Source organism: Sphingobium limneticum, assembly GCF_008710165.1.
Taxonomy (GTDB): Bacteria; Pseudomonadota; Alphaproteobacteria; order Sphingomonadales; family Sphingomonadaceae; genus Sphingobium; species Sphingobium limneticum.
This window is the reverse complement of record NZ_VYQA01000003.1, coordinates 1-19,359: the sequence shown is the minus strand read 5'-3', so window position 1 is coordinate 19,359 and position 19,359 is coordinate 1. Positions and strand designations below refer to the sequence as shown.

The following is a 19,359-nucleotide window of genomic DNA, read 5'->3' as shown; positions in this document are numbered from 1 at the left end:
GGGGAAATTTCATCTTTTCATTCAGCCAGCGCTCCGCCACCTTGCCCTCAAGGTCTTTGGGGAAAGAGTGGATCGATGCGATTCTGGGTGAAGGCGCTGGCTGGTTTTGGCCTGGCGATGGCGAGCATGGGGACGGCGAAGGCGGCCTGGTGGCAGGCGCAGACGCAGCATTTCACCGTCTATAGCGAGGGCCGGGACGAAACGCTGCGCGGCTTTGCCGAGCGGCTGGAGAAGTTCGACTTTCTATTGCGGCGCCTGACGGGCGTGGACAGTCCGGAGAAGGGCAGCCCGGTGAAGGTCTACCTTCTGTCCAGCGAGGCGAAGGTCCAGAAACTGGCGCGCAATTCCCGTATCGCAGGATTTTACACGACGTCGGATCGCAATGCCTTTGCCGTGCTGTCGCGGGAGAAGAAGGTCAGCAAGTTCGATTTTGGCGCTGAAGAAGTGCTGTTCCACGAATATGCCCATCATTTCATGCTCCATCATTTCCCCGCCGCCTATCCGGCCTGGTATGTGGAAGGCTTTGCGGAATTTTTCTCGGTCGTGAAATTCCCGCAGGATGGGGCGATCGAATATGGCCATATCCCCTTGGCACGCTTGCCGGGTTTGAAGCTCGGGACGCCCTATCCGGTGCAGAATCTTTTCGCCCGCGATGCAAATGGCCTCAGCATTCGGGATGGCGACCGCTATTATGGCACCGCCTGGCTGCTCACCCATCTCTATCAATATGATAAAACCGGTCGGCGTGAGGAGATTAAGCGCTATCTCAATGATCTCGCCACCGGCGTTCCGAACGTGCAGCCCGACACCTATTTTGCGGGTGGATTGGCGGGGCTCGAAAAGGCGTTGAATGCCTATATCAGGCGATCGTCATTGCCGTACAACAAGCTTACGGTGAAGGAGATGAATATCGGCACCGTTAGTGTCACGCCTATCGATGGCGCGCAGGCGTTGCTGGTCGAGGACGAATTGTCGTTGATCAACCATCCCCCGACTGACGCTATACCGGGCATAGTGATGGCCATCCGCACCACCGCCGCCAAATATCCCGACAGCGCCTATGCACTGGCCTTGCTGGCGGAGGCTGAATGGGATGCCGATCAGGCGGACGCGGCGCTGGCCGACGCCGATCGGGCGATCGCGATCGACCCCAAATCCTCCCGCGCCTATGCGATCCGCGCAGAAGCCTTGCTGGCCCGCGCGCAGGACAGCGACAAGGATGAGGATTGGAAGGCGGCGCTGACCTCCATCGTTCGCGCCAACCGCGCCGATACGGAAGACCCGGTGCCGCTTGCGCTCTTCTACCGCTATCACGCCATGCGCGGCGGCAAGATGCCCGATATCGGCTATGACGGGCTGTACAAGGCGTTCAGCCTGCTGCCGCAAAATCCCAATTACCGATTCCAGATCGCCCAGGCGATGGCCTATCGTGGCAACTATGCGGCGGCGTCGACCATGCTCGACCCGATCGCCTTTTCCCCGCACGGATCGGACATGCGGCAGGCGGCGGTCAAGATGAAGGCGGACTATGACGCGCAGGCGGCGGAGAAGAAGGCCGGCGCACAGGCTGGAAATCCCGCACCCGCTTCATGACCGCCGCGCGTTGCGTGCCGCCCAGGTTGCGCCAATGGACGATCTCCTCGATCGTCCGGCCGCAGCCGGTGCAGAAACGCCGGTCGCGATCGAGTGAACAGAGGTTGCGGCAGGGGCTGTCCATCCCGCGACTATAGGCTGTGATGAATGGGCTTTCTACTAATTCGCCATGTGGTGGGCTTCTATAATCGTTCCCCCGGCGCAGGCCGCGGTCCAGTCCCACGACCTGAACTGGCCTCGGGCCTGCGCCGGGGAACATCGTGTCGTAAGTTTGTTGGCACGCACAGAAAATCCCGCCTGTCCGACGGCCTTTCGCCAGCGATGCGCCGCCTGCCACCATGCCATGTCGGCATCGCAATGATTTTTGCTGTATTTTACGCCTGATTAACTATAGTCGAGCCGACCTTGATGAGTCTGGGGGCTGAGGTCGGGCTTGCGCAGTTTATTCTTCACTTTGTTGTTGTTGCTGCCGACCGTCGCGCTTGCGGTGCCCACAGTCCAGCCTGCCATGTTGCCGATCGGCACTGGCGCGGATGCGCGCGCGGCCGGCACGGCGCGCATGGTCGGCGCGATGCTGGAATATACACGCTGGCCCACGCCCCGACCGGTGCTTCGCCTCTGCCTTGCGGGTACGGCCCGCTATGCCGGGCGGCTGGCCGACATCAGCCTGTCCAACGGTGCGCAGCTGCAATTGTCCAGCCTGACCGGTGCGGGTGCGACCCGGTCCGAAGGCTGCGACGCCCTCTATATCGGCCAGATCGACGCAGCACCGATGCAGGGTCTGGTCACCGGAACACGCGGCCAGCCGGTCCTCACCATAGCGGAGGATGATCCCGATTGCGGCAGCGGGGCGATCTTCTGCCTGCTCTACGCGCCGCAGACCCTGTCCTTTCAGCTCAATATCGACGCGGTATCGCGATCGGCCGTCCGGATCGATCCCCGCGTGCTGCGCCTGTCGAAAGGAGGCTATTGATCCATGTCAGCCCCCGTCGATAAGCCCCTGCCAACCCCCTGTCTGCCGACATTGGGTCAGGTGCTGGCCCGCGCGCATATGCGCCTCATCCTCTTTGCCGTGCTGATGGCGGGCGTGACCCTGACCGTCACCGGGGTGCTCGTCATTCGCGGCTATGCCGATCGCAATCTCGCGCTGATCGCACAGACCGTCGCCTATACGGTCGAGCCGGCGCTGATCTTCGACGATATGGAGGCGGCACGTAGCGGGATCGCCGCCGTCGCCGCCTCCGAAAGCGTCCATCGCGTCGATGTGCGCACCCCCGATGGCCGCGAACTGGTCAGCTGGCGGCGGCCCGGCGACGATATCATGACCATGATAGAGGGCGGCATCGCCAATCTGGTCGCCTCCGCTCCTGCTACCGTCGATGTGCGGCGGGGCGACCGGCTGATCGCGCGCGTCAGCGTCCATGGCGGGGCGGAGGGGCTGGGCCGCTTCATCCTGTCGGGCCTGGCGACCGCGATCGCCTGCCTCCTCCTCACCCTGATCGCGACCTGGACGCTGGCGCGGCGCCTGCAACGCGACGTCACCGACCCACTCAGCCGAATCGCCGATGTCGCCCATGAGGTGCGCGCCAATCGCCAGTTCGACCGGCGTGCCCCCCACGCCCATATCCGTGAGGTCGATCAGCTCGGCCGCGATTTCAACGCCTTGCTGGAGGAGTTGAACGATTGGCATAGCGGCGTCCTGTCGCATAATCGCATGCTGGAACGGCAGGCGACCCGCGACGCGCTGACCGGCCTTGGCAATCGCGCGATGTTCGAACGCGCCTTGCCCGCCACCATCGCGCAGGCCGATGCGCTCAACCTGCCCTTCGCCATCCTCTATCTGGACGTGAACCGGTTCAAGCCGGTCAACGACACCTATGGCCATGATGCGGGCGACGCGATGCTGATCGTCATCGCCGCCCGGCTGCGCGCCGGGTTGCGCAGCGGGGATCAGGCCTTTCGCCTGGGCGGTGACGAATTTGCGCTGATCCTGGCGCCGGGCGTGGGCCAGGAGGAAATGGAGGCGGTGCAGGCGCGCATTTCAGATGGCATGCGCCAGCCGATCATGCTGCCCGGTGGCGAGAGCGTCGACGGATCGCTCAGCATCGGCAGCGCCCGCTATCCGCAGGACAGCGCCGACGCGCGCGATCTGCTGCGCCATGCCGACGCGGCCATGTATGCGGCCAAGGGGCGGCGCGCAGGCGGCAAGGAATAAGGACTGGAATGATGCACAGGATTTTGCCGATCGGCTTGCTGGGTCTGCTGGCCGCCTGCCAGACGGTACAGCCACAGCGGCCGGCCGGCTTCACGCCGCAACAGGTCGGCGCGCTGCAACGACAGGGATTCGAGCAGGCGGGCGACGACTGGCAATTCGGCATGGCCGATCGGCTGCTCTTCGCCAGCGATGAAAGCACATTGATCCCGGATCAGAAGCTCGCGATCGGCCGGATCAGCGGCGCGCTCGTCGGGGTCGGCATCCATGGCGCGCGGGTCGAGGGGCATACCGATTCGACCGGGGCGGCCAGCTATAATGAAGCGCTGTCGCTTCGCCGCGCGCAGGCGGTGGCCGACGCGCTGGTCGGCGGTGGCATGACGCAGCCGGCGATGCGGGTCGTGGGCATGGGTGCGCGGGTGCCGGTGGAAAGCAACAGGTCGGCGACCGGCCGGCGGGAAAATCGCCGGGTGGTCATCATCGTCTCACCCGCCGACGCCGGCTAATTTGCGTTGCCATTCAGATGATGACGAGTCGAAAATGGTGGATTTTCGTGACCCGGAGCGCAGCGTACTAAAAGTACGTGAGCACCGGAAGCGCGGAAAGACGCCATTTGAAGGCCGTCAGGGCTGAATGGCGTCACATGAAGCTGTAGGGATCGACATCCACCGCAACCCGCGTGCCTGATTTCCAGGCGAGGTTGCCCAGCCATTCGCGGATCGCCGCCTGAACATCCACCTGCCGCGTGGCGTGGATCAGCAGTCGGTGGCGATGCCGCCCACGCAGCACCGACAGCGGGGCAGGGGCGGGGCCATAGACGCGCATCCCCTCTATCACCGGCGCCGACTTGCCGATCAGCCGCGCGGTCTGCGCCGCTTCATCGGCATCCTCGCTGGACACGATGATCGCGGCGAAGCGTCCGAAAGGTGGGGCATTGGCGCGCCGTCTATTCTCCGTCTCCACCGCATAGAAACGCTCGGTATCGCCTTCGATCAGCGACTGGATCACCTCGCTGCCCGGCATGCGGGTCTGGATATAGACTTTGCCCGGCTTCTCGCCGCGTCCCGCACGCCCGGCCACTTGTACGATTTGCTGGAAGGTCCGCTCGGCCGCGCGCAGATCGCCGCCCTCCAGCCCCAGATCGGCGTCGATCACGCCCACCAGCGTCAGATTGGGGAAATGATAGCCCTTGGTGACGAGCTGCGTGCCCACGATGATATCGACGTCGCCCGCCTCCACCGACTTCACGAAATCGGCGGCGCGGGCGGGCGACCAGAGCGTGTCGGACGTCGCCAGCGCGATGCGCGCCTGCGGCCACAGCGCCTTCACCTCGTCCGCGATCCGCTCCACGCCGGGGCCGCAGGCGACCAGGCTATCCTCTTCCTTGCAGTCCGGGCAGCGGCGCGGCGCAGGGATCACATGGCCGCAATGATGGCAGGCCAGCCTGTGCGTCAGCCGATGCTCGACCATCCATGCGGTGCAATTGGGGCACTGGAATCGATAGCCGCAATGGCGGCACAAGGTCAGCGGCGCATAGCCGCGCCGGTTGAGGAAGAGCAGGCTCTGCTCCCCCTTCGCCATCACCTCGTCGATCGCCTTGACCAACGGAGGCGCGATCCAGCGGCCCCGCTCGGGCGGATCGGTCAGCAGGTTGACGCCCTCGATCCCCGGCATCTGCGCCCCGCCGAAGCGCGACGGCAGCTTGATCTCCGCATAGCGGCCCAGTTCCACCTGATGCCGCGTTTCGATCGCCGGGGTGGCCGACGCCAGGATGACCGGGAATTTCTCGATCAGGCCGCGCATCACGGCCACATCGCGGGCATGATAATGGACGCCGTCTTCCTGCTTGAAGCTGGCCTCATGCGCTTCGTCCACGACGATCAGGCCAAGATTCGGATAGGGCAGGAACAGGGCCGACCGCGCGCCGACCACCACCTGCGCCTGTCCCGACGCGATGGCGCGCCAGGCCCGCCGCCGCTCGGTCTGGCGCAGGCCGCTATGCCAGTTTACCGGGATGGTGCCGAAGCGCTTTTCGAACCGCTCCAGAAAAGGTTCGGTCAGCGCGATTTCAGGCAGCAGCACCAGCACCTGCCGGTCCGCACGAATCGCCGCCGCGATCGCCTCGAAATACACCTCCGTCTTGCCCGACCCGGTGACGCCATCCAGCAGGAAGGGTGCGAAATCATGCGCGCGCACCGCGTCCGCCATCTGCTCGGCCGCGCTGGTCTGCGCCTCCGACAGGATGGGTTGGGCATGGGCCGGATCGGGCATGGGGAAGGGCGTATCGACGCTGACTTCGACAGGCTCGAAAATATCCTGCTTGATGAGGCCGCGGATCACCGCATCGCTCACCCCGCCGATCATCGCCAGTTCGCGGATCAGCCCTTGCCGTTCGCCGATCCGCTCCAATGCCTGCGTGCGCTGCTCCGTCATCCGGTCCGGCACCGCCCCGGTGGCCTTATATTCGATCACCGTCCGCGCCCCCTCCAGCGCCGCCATGGACGACAGCGCCATGCGCAGCACGGCGGCCGGTGGCGCCAGATAATAGTCCGCCGTCCATTCGATCAATCGGCGCAGCGTTTCCGGCAAAGGCGGGGCGTCCACCACCTCCAGCAGGTTGCGCAGCCGATTGTCGCCGACCGTCTCGATATCGGGGAAACTGTCCTCCTCCCACACCACGCCGATCAGCTGGCGCGGGCCGAGCGGGGCGACGACGATGCTGCCGGGCTTGACGGTCATGCCATGGGGCACGCGATAGTCGAGCGGACCAAGGGCGGCGTTGAGGATGAGGACGCGAGCGCGGGACATTGCGCCCATGTAGGACAGGCGCCCCCCAAGACGCTATAGGCGCGGGCAACGAATCACTTTTTAAAGGGCAAAGGGTCATCCCATGAAATTCTTCGTCGATACCGCCGACACTGCCGACATCCGCGATCTGGCCGCCACCGGCCTGCTGGACGGCGTCACCACCAACCCGTCGCTGATCGCCAAGTCGGGCCGCAAATTCCTGGAAGTCGTCGAGGAAATCTGCGGCATCGTGGATGGCCCCGTCTCTGCCGAAGTCGTCGCGCTCGACCATGAGACGATGATGAAGGAAGCCGAAATTCTGCGGAAGATCGCGGACAATGTCTGCATCAAGGTGCCGTTGACCATCGACGGCCTCAAGACGTGCAAGGCGCTGACCGACGAGGGTACGCTCGTTAACGTCACGCTCTGCTTCTCGGCCAATCAGGCGCTGCTCGCGGCCAAGGCCGGCGCCAGCTTCATCTCGCCCTTCGTGGGCCGTCATGACGATAACGGCTTCGATGGCATGGCGCTGATCGGCGACATCCGCCTGATCTACGACAATTATGGCTTCGACACCGAAATCCTGGTCGCGTCGGTCCGTCACCCCATCCATGTGCTGGAAAGCGCCCGCATCGGCGCCGACGTGATGACTGCCCCGCCCGCCGTCATCCGCATGCTGTCCAAGCATGTGCTTACCGACAAGGGCCTGGAAGGCTTCGCCGCCGACTGGGCGAAGACCGGCCAGACGATCCTGTAAATATCGTCGCAGCGGATCGGGCGCTGACATCGGCGCCCGATCCCGCCACCAAATCCATCCGGCCTATGTGCCGGTCGTCAGGGCGTTTGCGCCTGACGCCTCAGGAGGCGATGGGCTGGCGGTGACGCCCGAACATGCGCGCGTCACCGATCTGGTCAGGAACCATCGTCGCCTGTCGCTGCGGTCGCCGTCAAACAGGCATGGCGCGCCGTGCGCCATGTCCGTCCAGGCGATGCATTATTTGCGCGTGCCGCCTGCGATCAGGTCGGCGACGTCGTGGGTGACGCCGTTCACCATCACCTTTTTCACCTTGAACGTATTGGCGATATTTTCGCGCGGATCGCCGTCCACCAGCACGATATCGGCGAGCTTGCCCGGTTCGATCGTGCCTGCGTCGAGGTTGAGATCCTTCGCCGAATTGACGGTCGCGGTCTGGAGCGCCTGGAAAGGCGTCAGGCCCGCATCGACATAGGAGGAAATTTCCGCGTGCAGATTGTTGGCGATCATCGTGTCGGTGCCCGCCGTGACCAGCGTGCCCGCATCATACATTTTCTTGAGCGCTTTATACTGTCCTTCCAGCAGGGGTTTCAGCATCGCGGCCATGGGATCGTTGCCGCTGATCGTTTCGCGCGCCCAGACGGGGTAGAGGTTCATGCGGGGATCGTCGCGATAGGTCGGGTTCTTCGCCAGATAGGGGTTCATCGCGCCGAAATGGGTGGGGGTGAGCGTGCGGCCGCTGCGACCGAATAGCTGGATGACATCTTCATAGGCCATGCCCTGCGGCCCTTGTTTGGGGGAATAGCCGCGACGGCTGGTCGCGCCCATATGTTCGGTGGCGTCCACGCCGGTGAAGGCGGCCGGGAAGATTTCATGGCCGCTGACCGGGATGCCCATGTCATGGGCGGCACGGACGATCTGCCGCTGATAGAGGTCGGGCATGCGGACATAGCTTTTGATCATGTCATATTTGAGCGCGCGCATCCGGGCGAATTCCCGTTCCAGATGGGCGGGGCTGGAGACGGCGACGCCCATCTTGTAATAGACGCGCTGCCATTCGAGCAGCGGCCCCGCGACATAGAGGCGCGGTGAGAGGCGCACGCCCGATTCCGCCGCTTCGCGATCCTCCACCGCGTCATAGACCTGCGTGCCGGGATCGCGCACCGTGGTGATGCCATAGGCGAGCCAGGCGCGTTCGAGGTTGGACCCGAAATCCTTCTGCGCATGGCTGTGATGTTCGATCAGGCCGGGAATGGCGGTAAGGCCGGTGCCGTCCACGAAGCGATCCGCCTTGTGCAGGGCGGGGTCGTGATCGCGGATTTCGGCGATGCGATGGCCGTCGACGATGATGTCCTTGTCATGCTGCGTCACATCGCGGACCGAGTCCACGAGGTTGCTGACATGGATGACGGTGCGACCCGTCGGATTGGCGATGCGGTAGGTCAGGTCGAGCGGGATATCCGTGATCGCGCCGGTTTCGATGTCGATGGATTTGAGCGCATCGGCCGACTGGAACAGGATCGTCTTGTTGTCGGCCGCCCAGGTCGGGAAATAGCTGATGTCCGAGGTGTAGGCGCGTGGCGGGCCGAGCGGCTTACCATCTGCGGCGACCGGCCAGATTTTGAGCAGCCCTTCGTAGATGGCGGCCATCTTCGTGCCGTCGGGCGACCATACCGGGCCGCCGCCCGCGCGGGTGTCCATCGACATATTGTCTTCCGGTATCTGCCAGAAGGGTTTTCCCACGCCATCCGATGGGATCATGTAGATCTGGTTCGTCCCTTCGCGGAAGCTGTTGGAAAATTTGTGGGACAGAGCGATGGCGACATATTTGCCGTCGGGCGACCAGCTGGGGCTGCCGGGCTGACCCAATGATCCCTGAAGCCGGGTGATCTTGCCGGTGGCGACATCCACGACGCAGACGCCCGCCACGCCCCAGCGGCCGTCGACGTCGATATAGGCGATGCGCGTGCCGTCATGCGACCAGGCCGCACCCAGCGGCTGGGTGTCGATATCAGTCAGGCGACGATCCTTGCCTGTCGCAAGATTGCGTATCCACAGTTGCGGCAGGCCGCCGCCCTTGTCGGAGGTGTAGACCAGGCTCTTGCCATCGGGCGACCATGCGGGATCGGTGTCGAGCGCGCCGTCCTTCGTCAGATTTTCCGGCGCGCCGCCCTTGGCCGGCATGACATAGAGATCGCCTAGCGCGGCGAAGGCGATGCGGCTGCCGTCGGGCGAAAGGGTGGGGTGGACGATGCCCAGCGCCTTGCGCGGGGCCGTGCTGTCCCAGTCGCGTTTGGCGCGGGCATAGACGGGCTTTACGACTTCGAGCGTGGCGGCGAAGTCCACGGTGGACAGCGCCGTGCCCTTGCGGCTGCGGATCTTGCCGTCCGAGACATAATAATAGCCGCCATTCTTCCCCCAGCTGACGCGGAAGGGGAAGACATTTTCGGTGCCGCTGACCGTCTTGCCGTCGATGTCGAGATGGCTGCCCGTCGCGTCCTGCACCACATAGGCGAGCTGGCCGTTCGGGCCGAAGGAGGGGGCGTCGATCTTGCCCTCCACCTGCTTGAGCAGGCTTTCCTTTCCGTCCGCGAGAGTGGTGACGTAGAGGGCGGTCTTCGCCCCATCGATGCCGGCATAGGCGATGCGCGCGCCGTCGGTCGACCAGCTGGGCAGGCGATCCTCGCGACCGTTGCTGCTGATCTGCTTCATCGCCCCGCTGGCGATGTCGAGCGTCCAGATGTCGTAATTGCCGCTGCGGTCGGACGAGAAGGCCATGGCCTTCCCGTCGGGCGACCATGCGGGTTCGCGGTCGTCATAGGCGCCGTCGGTCAGCTTCTTCATGTCGCTGCCGTCCGGCTTGATCGTCCACAGATCATAGCCGCCGTCGCGATAGGAGAAATAGGCAAGGCGGGTGCCGTCAGGCGACCAGACCGGCTGGCGCGCGTCGTTGAAATAGTCGGTGATCCGGGTCGCCTTGCCGCCCTTGACCGGCACGATCCACAGGCTGCCCTGCAAATCCATCGCGACCCATTTGCCGTCGGGCGATACCGATACGGCCATGGAGGTGCCTTCATGCACGTCGAAGGCGACGGGCTTTTCGCCACCGGGGGGCGGCAGGTTGGCGGGTTGGGCAAAGACCGGCGCGGCGCTGGCGCACAGCAGGGCGAGCGAGAGGCGTTTGATGGCGGATTTCATGGTCGCTGTATTTCCCTTACCAGCCGAAGACATAGCGTTCGCGGCGGACATCCGCCCCGCCGCGCAAGGTGCCGCTGCCCGGCACGACGCCGGTCGCGACGATGCCGGTGGACACGGCGAACGGCCCCAGCACATCGAGTTTGTGGCCGCGCGCAGTGAGGTCGTCGCGCACCGCCTGCGGCACGCGATCCTCTATCTCCAGCACGCCCGGTTCGTCCTTCTTGATGCCGAAGGAGCCATGGAAATGGTTGGAATTGATGCGGGGCGCCTCGATCGCGGCCTGAAGCGGCTGACCGAAGGCCAGGACGCGCAGCAGGACGTTCATGATCTGCTGATCCTGATTGTCGCCGCCCGGCGTGCCGATGGCCAGATAGGGCGCGCCGTCCTTCAATACCATGGAGGGCGACAGGGTCGTGCGGGGGCGCTTGCCGGGTGCCAGAACATTGGGGCTGGCGGGGTCGAGGTCAAAGACGGTGAGGCGATTGCTCATCGGCACGCCGGTGTCGCCCGCGACATAGGCGCCACCGAGCATCCAGCCGCTGCTGGGCGTGCAGGAGAAGAGGTTGCCATCTTTATCGACCACTTCGATCGCGGTCGTGTCCGCCGTGGGCTTGGGCGAAGCCTTGAGCGTGTGCGGCGTGAAGACTGGCGTGGTGCGCGTCTTGCCCTCATACGCCCATGGATCGCCGAAACGATGGTTGAGCGATGCCTTCGGCCCGATCTGTTTCGCGCGGGCGGCGGCATAGTCCTTCGACATCAGCCCCTTCATGGGCACGGTCGCGAAATCGGGATCGCCGAAATACATGTTGCGGTCGTCGAAGGCGAGTTTGATCGATTCCGCCACCGTATGGAGATAGGGGGCGGACCCCGGTTCCATCGCCGCGATGCCGGCCGCTTCGGCGATGTTGAGGGCCATCAGCATGGCCGGACCCTGGCTCCAGAAGCCGGCCTTGTACACCTGATAGCCGAACACATTGGTCATTATGGGGGTTTCGATTTTCCCCTTATAGGTTGAGAGATCCTCATAGCGCATCAGGCCGCCGTCGCGCTCCATGGCGGCGCCGATGCGGCGGGCGATGTCGCCCTTGTAGAAGGCGTCGCGTCCGGCCTGGATGGCGGCCTTGCGATCCTTGGTCTTCGTAAATGCCGCCCGGTCCGCCTCCGCGATGGTGCGCATGGTGCGGGCAAGGTTGCGCTGGCGGAAGATCTCTCCGGTCTTGGGCAGTTTGCCGCCCGGATAATAGGCGTCGTAGGCGTCCTTATATTTGGACGTCGCCTTTTGCTGGCTGACGAAGACTTCGGCCAGGAAATTATACATGACGAAACCATCGGCCAGTTCAATGGCGGGCTGCATCACCTGATCCAGCGTCATCGTGCCATTGAGTTGCAGCGCCAGCGCCATGGCGTCGACCATCGCGGGGACGGTGCCGCCATTGGGGCCGTTGCCGGGGATGACGCCGGCGGCGGCGAACTTGTCCGGCGTGGCGAGGCCGGGGGCGACGCCCTGACCGCTGACGAGGGAGATTTTCTTCGCCTTCGCGTCGAAGATGATGGTCGGCGCTTCGCCACCGAAGCCGAAATGGGAGATTTCGGTGACGGCCGCCGCGAACACCGCCGCGACCCCCGCGTCGGTGGCGTTGCCGCCCGCCATCAATATGCGCGTGCCCGCCGCCACCGCATAATGGCGACCGGCCGCCACGATGCCGAAATTGCCGACGATTTCGGGACGAAGCGTCTCGCCGGCACTGACCAGCCTGGTCGGCTCGATCGCCGCCTTCGGCTTCATTTCTGTCGTCTGTGCCTGGGCGGATGTTGCCGTGCCCAGCGCCGCCAAACCACCTGCTGCCATCGTCGCGAAGTCGCGCCGGCTCAATCCCTGCTTTTCGGTATCGCTCATCAGTGAAAATCCCCTGTGGTCGGCATTGGAGGTGCAGCCCGAGGGAAGACGCGTGCCTGCCGACGTCATTCATAACGCGCAAGTCGCCCAGATCCTCCACCTGCCGAAGAAAATTGAAATATTACAAAATATTTCAAAATTCATGGCGGAAATTTCGCGTTCATTTGTTTTACATGAAGGATCGTACGTAATTGCGGATGTTGCGTCCGACTGACTTTGCCGCTGTGAGGGTAGTGGCAATCAAGCCAATCCGTGCCGGGAGAGAATGCCGGAACTCCAGTTTTCGGGAGGGTCCGCCAATGCAAGCTCTGAACCAACGTCAATTGTGGCGGCCGTCTTTCAATTTTCGGCGCCCTTATTTCGCGCCATCCCGATCGCTGAACTGAAAAGGTCTCGCGTCGGGAGGGTCGGCGCATGTGCTTCATAACAGGGGAAGAACGAACCATGAGCAGTAGCAGGAAGACAATAGTCGCGCTCGCAGGTGTCAGTCTTTGGGCATTGACGGCCGGCACGGTACAGGCACAAGGCGCCAACGACGTCGCGCCACAGGCCGACGAACCGCCCAGTGCGGAAATCGTCGTGATCGGTTCTCAGATCAGGGGCGCAAACACGGCCGGAGCATTGCCGGTCAGCATTGTAGGCGAAGACCAGATCGAAGCGGTCGCGGCCGTATCCGGCGCAGATCTTTATCGATCCATTCCACAACTTGGCGGCGTCACTTTCAACGAACAGGTGCTGGGCGGCGGCAATGCGAATGCCGCGCGCGGCGACGTTTCGACCGTGTCCTTGCGCGGCCTTGGCCAGGGCAATACGCTGCTCCTGATCAATGGCCGCCGTACCGTATTGCACCCGACGTCGCAGGCGATCACGGGTGTCGTCGATTCCGGCGTGCCGACATTCGGCTATAATGCCAACACCATTCCGGTCGGCAATATCTCTCGTGTCGAAGTGCTTCGCGACGGGGCCGCTGCGCTATATGGATCGGATGCAGTCGCGGGCGTCGTCAACAACGTCCTCAACTCCGATTATAAAGGCGCTAAGTTCGACGTTCAATATGGGGGCGCCGAAGGGACCAATCTTCGCGAATTTCAGGCCAATGGTCTTGTCGGTTTCGATTTCAACGAAGGACGCGGCAATATCTCGATATTCGGCGGCTATGCGCAGAAATCGAAACTATATCTGAGCGATCAGGATTATACCGCCAGCGTCGACCGTCGTGGCTATGTGGCCGGCACTCCTTTCGCCAATGTCGCGGCATGGAACGGCACTGCTACGGCCACGCCATGGGGCACGTTCCGGGTCGTTCGCCCCGGCGGCGGCGCGGTGTTCCTGAACCGGACGCTGACCAGCAGCGGCACAGCCTTCACGAACAGTTCCGGCCAGTTTCATATCCAGCCCAGCGCCAATGCAGGATGTCGCATCGCGTCGGGTACGCCCAACACCTGTTATGACGACGGCAATGGCGTAACGGAAATGTCGGGCGCGGATTCCAATCTTCGTTTCAATTCGCCCGCGACCTTCGACGACCTGACCGTGCAGCCATCGGTCAAGCGTATCAACATCTTCTCCTATCTGAACTATGAACTGTCTGACTCGCTGTCTTTCTTCGGCGAAGTCGGCTTCTATCGTGGCAAGACCAGCTCGACCATCGGAGCGCCCGGATCGCTGGCCAATATTCCGATCACCGTGGCGGCCAATGCCTATTGGAACCCGCTTGGGCCTGTTGGATCGCCCAATCGCCTGCCGGGGCTGGATCCCGCGGTCGTCCCGGTAACCGGCCTGCCGATCCAGATCACGTCGCTGACTTACGCCGATGTGGGGTCACGCAAGGTGGACGTCACCAATTACCAATATCGGTTCCTGGGCGGTCTGCGCGGCAATGTCGGCAATTTCGAATGGGAATCGGCGGGCCTTTATACTTGGGCGACCGCTGCGGACACGCAGGAAAATTTCTCCAACACTTTGCTCCAGGCGGCCATCAATCGTACGACGTCTGACGCCTACAATCCCTTCAACGGCGGTTGCGTCAACACGCCATCGGTCGGCGATTGCACGCCCAACAACCAGGCGACGATCGACAGCTTCATGATAGAGGCCACCCGCAAGACCCGCACGTCGCTGGCTTTGTGGGATTTCAAGGTGTCGAACGCAAATCTGCTGGGCTTGTGGGCGGACAATAGCATCGGTGTCGCGGCCGGTATCGAATGGCGTCGCGAAACCTATCACGACAATCGCTCGACCTATCAGGGCGGCATTGCCGGCGTTGATACCACCTATACCGATGCCGTCACCGGCGTCTTCTACGGTTCGGACCTTGGCGGTGCCAGCCCCAGCCCGGACGTGCGCGGCAAGCGCAACGTGAAGTCGGCCTATGCCGAACTGGCCATCCCGATCTTCAGCCCGGAAATGAACATCCCGATGTTCCGGCGCCTGAATTTCCAGCTGGCCGGTCGGTACGAGGATTATAGCGACGTCGGATCGGTCGCCAAGCCCAAGGTCGCGGCATCGTGGGAGTTGCTGGAAGGCATGATGTTGCGCGGTTCGTGGAGCCAGGGCTTCCGCGCGCCGAATCTGGAAGTCATCAACACGTCTACGCTGGATCGCGTGAATGGCGGTTTCGACTATGTGCTGTGCGACGCCGACGTCCGCGCCCGCCGCGCGGCCAATTTCTCCAGTGCGGTCTGCAACGTGTCGGTGCTGCGCCGCAGCGGCGGCAACCCCAATCTGAAGCCTGAGGAATCCACCAGCTGGAGCTTTGGCGCGGTCTTTTCGCCGCAACTGGGCGATGGCCTTGGCAAGGTCACCTTCACGGTCGATCGGTGGAAGATCCAGCAAAAGAATGTCGTGGGTTTGCTGGACTATCAGAATGCGCTCAATCTCGATTATCTCATGCGCGTTCAGGGGAGCAGCAATCCCAATGTCATTCGCCGTGATCCGACGGCGGACGATATCGCGCGGACGAACGGCACCGGCCTCGCGCCCGTTGGCGAACTTCTTTATGTCATCGCCAACTTCCAGAACCTGCTGCCGGTCACCGTCCAGGGTATCGATTTCAATCTGGACTATGTGCTGCCTAATACCGGGATTGGCAGCTTCTCGCTGAACGTCAACGCATCGCGCCTGATCAGCTATTTCGTCGATGCGCCTGCCGGTGTGCAGCAGGTGATTGCCGGACAGGCGGCCGGTCAGATCAATGCCGGTGTGCCGATCCAGGGCGGTGGCGACGTCATCGGTCGCGACGGCCAGCCACGCTGGCGCATTTCGGCGACCTTCGACTGGTCGCTGGGTCCGTGGAAGCTGGGCGCCTTCACCCAATATATCGACAGCGTCTATGAAAATGGCGTGCGCGATGCGGCGGCCAATCCCTGGACCGTGAAGGGACAGACTACCGTCAACCTCTATGGTCAGTACACGATCAAGAATGACGGGCCGTTGAACGGCACGACCATCCAGATCGGTGCGCGCAACATCTTCGACAAGGATCCGCCGCTGTCGTCGGGCGGCTATCTGTCGAACCTCTACCAGCCGCAGGCGCGCTACTGGTATACCAGCCTGAAGAAGGTCTTCTGAAGACTATGGTAAAAGGGTGCGGCATCCTCCGGGATGCCGCGCCCTTTCTCTCCTGCGATCAAGAAAAGAGACTGATATGCCCTTGGACCGTCGGGAACTCATCGCCGCCGGCTTGACCGGCGCCTTTGTCGCTGCCCTGCCGGCACGCGCGCTGGCCCAGTCGGGGGGCCGGGCGCCCGATGCCCCCCGGACCGGCAGCGCCACCGTTGCGGCCCATCGTGTCGAGGTGCCCATGCCCAATGGCGGGGTCACGGCCGGGCACCCGCTGGCGGCCATGGCGGGCACACGCATGTTGATGCGGGGCGGGACGGCGGCTGATGCCGTGGTCGCGGCCATGGCGGTGATGAATGTCGTGGAACCATGGGCATCCAGCGCGGGGGGCAATGGTTTTGCCGCCTGTCTGGATCGCAAGGCGGGCAAGGTACATTCGCTGGCCTTCACGGGCGCTGCGCCGCGCCTGCTGGACCCCCAAGGCGATCCCAAGGCGCTGGACCATGGGCCCAAGGCGCTGGCCGTGCCGGGCGCGTTCGGTGGCTGGATCGCGCTGGCGCGAAGATTTGGCAAACTGCCTTTGTCCACCTTGCTGGAGCCGGCGATCGGCTATGCACGCGACGGTCATCCGCTGGATGCATCGATCGCCAATTTCATCACCCGTGCGCGCAAGACGCTGGCACTGTATCCCACCAGCGCGGCCATCTTTCTGCCCGGCGGGGAGCCGCCTGCGCCGCGGTCGCTGTTCCGCAATCCCGATCTGGCCAAGACATTCCAGGCGTTGGCTGATGCCGAGACGGCTGCGCTGAAAGGCGGCTTGGACCGGGACCGGGCCTTGCAGGCGGCCTACGACTATTTCTACACCGGGCCGATCGCGCAGGAATTTGCGCGTTTCTCGACCAAGACGGGCGGCTGGCTGCGGCTGGACGACCTCAAGGCCTATCAGCCGCGATGGAGCGATCCGGTTACCACCAATTATCGCGGACTGGATGTTCATGCCAGTCCGCTGACATCGCGCACCGGGCTGGAGCTATGCGAGCAGCTGAATCTGGTGGAGGGGTTCGATCTGGCCACTTTGCCCACCGACGGGCCGCAGCTGACGCATCTGTTGATCGAGGCGATCAAGGTCGCGAAAGCGGATGTCTATCGCTATGCGGCCGATCCTGCCTTTGCAAAGGTGCCGGTCGACATGCTGCTGTCCAAGGCGTTCGCGGCGCAGCGGCGCAAACTGATCGATCCGGCAAAGGCGGGCGTCTATCCCGAAGGTGCGCGGATTGCGGGCTTTGACCAGGCGACATGGCGTTCACGGGATGAAGATCGGACGCGGGGCGGAGACACGACGAGCCTGTCGGCGGTCGATGCGGACGGCAACGCCATCGCGGTCACGACGACGGTGGGCGGCGGCTTCGGCACGTTCCTGGTGATGGGCGACACCGGCATCCTGTTCAACAACGGGCTGCGGGTGGGATCTTCCGCGCCCTATGCGGGGCATCCCAACGCCGTCGCGCCGGGCAAGATCGCATTGCTGGGCAATGGCCCGACCATCGTGCTGGACAAGGGGCGGCTGAAGCTGGTGTTCGGATCGCCAGGCGGCGAGACGATCGGCCAGACGCAGTTCCAGTTTCTGGTCAATGTCGTCGACCGCGGCATGTCGATACAGGCAGCGATTGAGGCGCCGCGCTTCGCGCTGGATGCGGACCCCAATTTCTACAAGGCGGGTGCGGCGATCACCGTGCAGGCGGAAGGACGTTTCGCCGACCCGGTGCTGCAAGGGCTGGGCGCGATGGGGCACCGGGTCGAGCAGGTCGGTCCCTATGCCATCGGCAGCGTGCAGGGGATATTGGTCGATGCGTCGGGCGCCCGCATGGGCGGGGCTGATCCACGCCGCATGGGCTATGCCGTGGGCTTCTGAAGCGGCACGGCGTGGCCCTGTATGTACGGAAAGGCGAAGATGGGCGCGCGCTCGAAATCGGCCATTCTTGCATCCCAGAGGATCACGAAAATGAACTGAAGGAGCAGTCTTACTGACAACCGACAAGTTGTGTCGGTTGTCAGGAAGTCTTCTCCTGGCACCCACGCATTTCGGCACTTTTGTCACCAGAGGATCACGGCTGATTTTCAACCTCTGCTCCTCTGAAGCGGGTTTTGTGTCAACCTCTGCTCCGACCGCAATGGGGTAGATGCAGTTTGGTGTCGATGGGCGTATCGTTAGTAGTGGCAGCTCATTGTTTAACGGCTATTTTTGCTATTTGTGCGTGGGAGTCGAGCTGAGGTAAATTCCTGATTGTTTGATTTTTGCGGCCCTTTGGTAACCACCTGTACTGCAGTGGTAGCTGATGCGATTGCCGCGATCTCACGATTAACCTGAAGGCCTGCGTGATGGCGTTCTAAGAGAAGGGCAATAGCTGGACGCACAACATGCAGAGGGAGAGACTCATCAACTGCGTATGGGTTTGAAGGATCGCTGCGTGGATTGACCGCGACACGACCGAGCTTAGTTCCAAACAGAGCAGTGAGAGGCAATCCTGGGCGGCGAGCATCTACCTGTATGTCTGGCTCAGAAATGCCGAGTAAGCGCATCTGAGCCTTCAGCCGCGGATCATTGATGGGAGCGCCCCGGTAAATTACCAACGACGCGGGCGAAGGCGTTTTAGGCTTTGTCTTTTCCACGGCCTCGGTAAACAAGTGGAGGAGGTCGTCAGCCATTGGCCGGCCGACGGTCACAGTATGAGCGATAACATTGCCGTGACGGGCATCTATGAAAGCAGTGAGGACAGCGCGATAGGGCGTGTTGTTAGGTCCATCGACCGCGACGTCGAGCGGCGACATATCGAGCGCGTAATCGGTGTTTTTGCCGGTGTAAGCCACGACATCCGTTATTTCCGCAGGAAGGTTGAGCCGAGTTCGGACCGCTCGTCCGCTCGGAGGATTTATATTGCGCTCTTTGCATAATGCTTCGGCAGCAGAATGGATCGCCCCCGGTCGAGCGCCTGGTCCGGCATTCGCGATAGCTTCCTCGAGAGCCGCTCTCGTTTCGTTAGGAAGTTGGCGAGGGTATTTTGATAAGACTTGATCGGTCTGTTTTAGCGATTCTTTGTAGGCGCGAATGATCTTAAAGAAGTTGCGCTGCTTATAGCCTAAGCGCGCTGCAGCAGCGGTGACAGCTGCTGCCATTCGTTGGCTCCCCTTCTTTGGGAGCTCTTCAACCTCTAACAGGCTGCGGAAAAAGGGTTGGCAGAGCCGGCCATTGGCCTCGCTTTCGCCGTTTTCTAGCCCAAGGCGTCAGTCATTCTGGGAGGTAACCTTCCAGAATCCGGTCGTTTTTGACCGGCCTCGGGCGCTATGAGGCGCAGGCCT

General features: G+C 63.0%; 13 protein-coding genes. 8 read left to right on the top strand and 5 right to left on the bottom strand.

The genetic code is table 11. The features are described from left to right. The first annotated feature begins 75 nt into the window (after window positions 1–75). On the top strand, window positions 76–1,593 hold the full coding sequence (locus F4U95_RS04765) for a hypothetical protein (RefSeq protein ID WP_150424792.1): 1,518 nt from the start codon (window positions 76–78) through the stop codon (window positions 1,591–1,593). Here the strand turns inward: F4U95_RS04765 and F4U95_RS04760 are convergent. Beyond that, the gene (locus F4U95_RS04760; protein ID WP_150424791.1) at window positions 1,511–1,717 is read right to left on the bottom strand and encodes a DUF1289 domain-containing protein; all 207 of its coding nucleotides are present in this window, start codon (window positions 1,715–1,717) and stop codon (window positions 1,511–1,513) included. The genes F4U95_RS04765 and F4U95_RS04760 overlap by 83 nt on opposite strands. A gap of 309 nt (window positions 1,718–2,026) precedes the next feature. On the opposite strand from F4U95_RS04760, the gene yfiR reads away from it, so the two are divergent. Genes yfiR through yfiB form a run of 3 tightly spaced genes read left to right on the top strand, consistent with a single transcriptional unit; the run spans window position 2,027 to window position 4,311 of the window. Next, entirely contained in the window at window positions 2,027–2,566 is a 540-nt protein-coding gene (gene yfiR, locus F4U95_RS04755) for a regulatory sequestration protein YfiR (RefSeq protein WP_211363944.1), read from the top strand. 3 nt (window positions 2,567–2,569) lie between these two features. After that, entirely contained in the window at window positions 2,570–3,808 is a 1,239-nt protein-coding gene (gene dgcN, locus F4U95_RS04750; RefSeq protein WP_150424790.1) for a diguanylate cyclase DgcN/YfiN, read from the top strand. An 8-nt stretch (window positions 3,809–3,816) separates the two neighbouring features. After that, complete coding sequence (gene yfiB / locus F4U95_RS04745) at window positions 3,817–4,311, top strand: outer membrane lipoprotein YfiB (RefSeq protein ID WP_246171491.1); 495 nt, start codon at window positions 3,817–3,819, stop codon at window positions 4,309–4,311. Between the two features lie 133 nt (window positions 4,312–4,444). On the opposite strand, the gene F4U95_RS04740 is transcribed toward yfiB, so the two are convergent. Next, the gene (locus F4U95_RS04740; protein WP_120251933.1) at window positions 4,445–6,613 is read right to left on the bottom strand and encodes a primosomal protein N'; all 2,169 of its coding nucleotides are present in this window, start codon (window positions 6,611–6,613) and stop codon (window positions 4,445–4,447) included. 82 nt (window positions 6,614–6,695) lie between these two features. On the opposite strand from F4U95_RS04740, the gene fsa reads away from it, so the two are divergent. Further along, the gene (gene fsa / locus F4U95_RS04735; protein ID WP_120249334.1) at window positions 6,696–7,349 is read left to right on the top strand and encodes a fructose-6-phosphate aldolase; all 654 of its coding nucleotides are present in this window, start codon (window positions 6,696–6,698) and stop codon (window positions 7,347–7,349) included. A gap of 237 nt (window positions 7,350–7,586) precedes the next feature. Here fsa and F4U95_RS04730 read toward each other — a convergent pair whose 3' ends face one another. Further along, a complete protein-coding gene (locus F4U95_RS04730; protein ID WP_150424789.1) occupies window positions 7,587–10,544 on the bottom strand; it encodes an amidohydrolase family protein in 2,958 nt (985 codons plus the stop codon). Window positions 10,545–10,560: 16 nt separating this feature from the next. Beyond that, window positions 10,561–12,441: a gamma-glutamyltransferase gene (locus F4U95_RS04725; protein ID WP_150424788.1), complete on the bottom strand. Its 1,881-nt coding sequence runs from the start codon at window positions 12,439–12,441 to the stop codon at window positions 10,561–10,563. A 52-nt stretch (window positions 12,442–12,493) separates the two neighbouring features. Here F4U95_RS04725 and F4U95_RS24545 point away from each other — a divergent pair, with 52 nt between their 5' ends. The 3 genes from F4U95_RS24545 to F4U95_RS04715 all read left to right on the top strand — a co-directional run bounded on the left by F4U95_RS24545 (window position 12,494) and on the right by F4U95_RS04715 (window position 17,914). Then, entirely contained in the window at window positions 12,494–12,655 is a 162-nt protein-coding gene (locus F4U95_RS24545; RefSeq protein ID WP_161600368.1) for a hypothetical protein, read from the top strand. A gap of 230 nt (window positions 12,656–12,885) precedes the next feature. Further along, entirely contained in the window at window positions 12,886–16,011 is a 3,126-nt protein-coding gene (locus F4U95_RS04720) for a TonB-dependent receptor domain-containing protein (RefSeq protein ID WP_211363943.1), read from the top strand. A gap of 76 nt (window positions 16,012–16,087) precedes the next feature. Continuing rightward, window positions 16,088–17,914 (top strand): gamma-glutamyltransferase family protein, encoded by a 1,827-nt coding sequence (locus tag F4U95_RS04715; RefSeq protein ID WP_150424787.1) that lies wholly within the window; start codon window positions 16,088–16,090, stop codon window positions 17,912–17,914. Between the two features lie 317 nt (window positions 17,915–18,231). Here F4U95_RS04715 and F4U95_RS04710 read toward each other — a convergent pair whose 3' ends face one another. After that, window positions 18,232–19,176 (bottom strand): hypothetical protein, encoded by a 945-nt coding sequence (locus F4U95_RS04710; RefSeq protein ID WP_246171490.1) that lies wholly within the window; start codon window positions 19,174–19,176, stop codon window positions 18,232–18,234. Window positions 19,177–19,359: the final 183 nt, after the last annotated feature.

Coding starts and splice junctions, on each gene's coding strand:
- F4U95_RS04765 (WP_150424792.1), top strand. CDS start 76: ATGCGATTCTGGGTGAAGGCGCTGGCTGGTTTTGGCCTGGCGATGGCG.
- F4U95_RS04760 (WP_150424791.1), bottom strand. CDS start 1,717: ATGGACAGCCCCTGCCGCAACCTCTGTTCACTCGATCGCGACCGGCGT.
- dgcN (WP_150424790.1), top strand. CDS start 2,570: ATGTCAGCCCCCGTCGATAAGCCCCTGCCAACCCCCTGTCTGCCGACA.
- yfiB (WP_246171491.1), top strand. CDS start 3,817: ATGATGCACAGGATTTTGCCGATCGGCTTGCTGGGTCTGCTGGCCGCC.
- F4U95_RS04740 (WP_120251933.1), bottom strand. CDS start 6,613: ATGTCCCGCGCTCGCGTCCTCATCCTCAACGCCGCCCTTGGTCCGCTC.
- fsa (WP_120249334.1), top strand. CDS start 6,696: ATGAAATTCTTCGTCGATACCGCCGACACTGCCGACATCCGCGATCTG.
- F4U95_RS04730 (WP_150424789.1), bottom strand. CDS start 10,544: ATGAAATCCGCCATCAAACGCCTCTCGCTCGCCCTGCTGTGCGCCAGC.
- F4U95_RS04725 (WP_150424788.1), bottom strand. CDS start 12,441: ATGAGCGATACCGAAAAGCAGGGATTGAGCCGGCGCGACTTCGCGACG.
- F4U95_RS04720 (WP_211363943.1), top strand. CDS start 12,886: ATGAGCAGTAGCAGGAAGACAATAGTCGCGCTCGCAGGTGTCAGTCTT.
- F4U95_RS04715 (WP_150424787.1), top strand. CDS start 16,088: ATGCCCTTGGACCGTCGGGAACTCATCGCCGCCGGCTTGACCGGCGCC.
- F4U95_RS04710 (WP_246171490.1), bottom strand. CDS start 19,176: ATGGCAGCAGCTGTCACCGCTGCTGCAGCGCGCTTAGGCTATAAGCAG.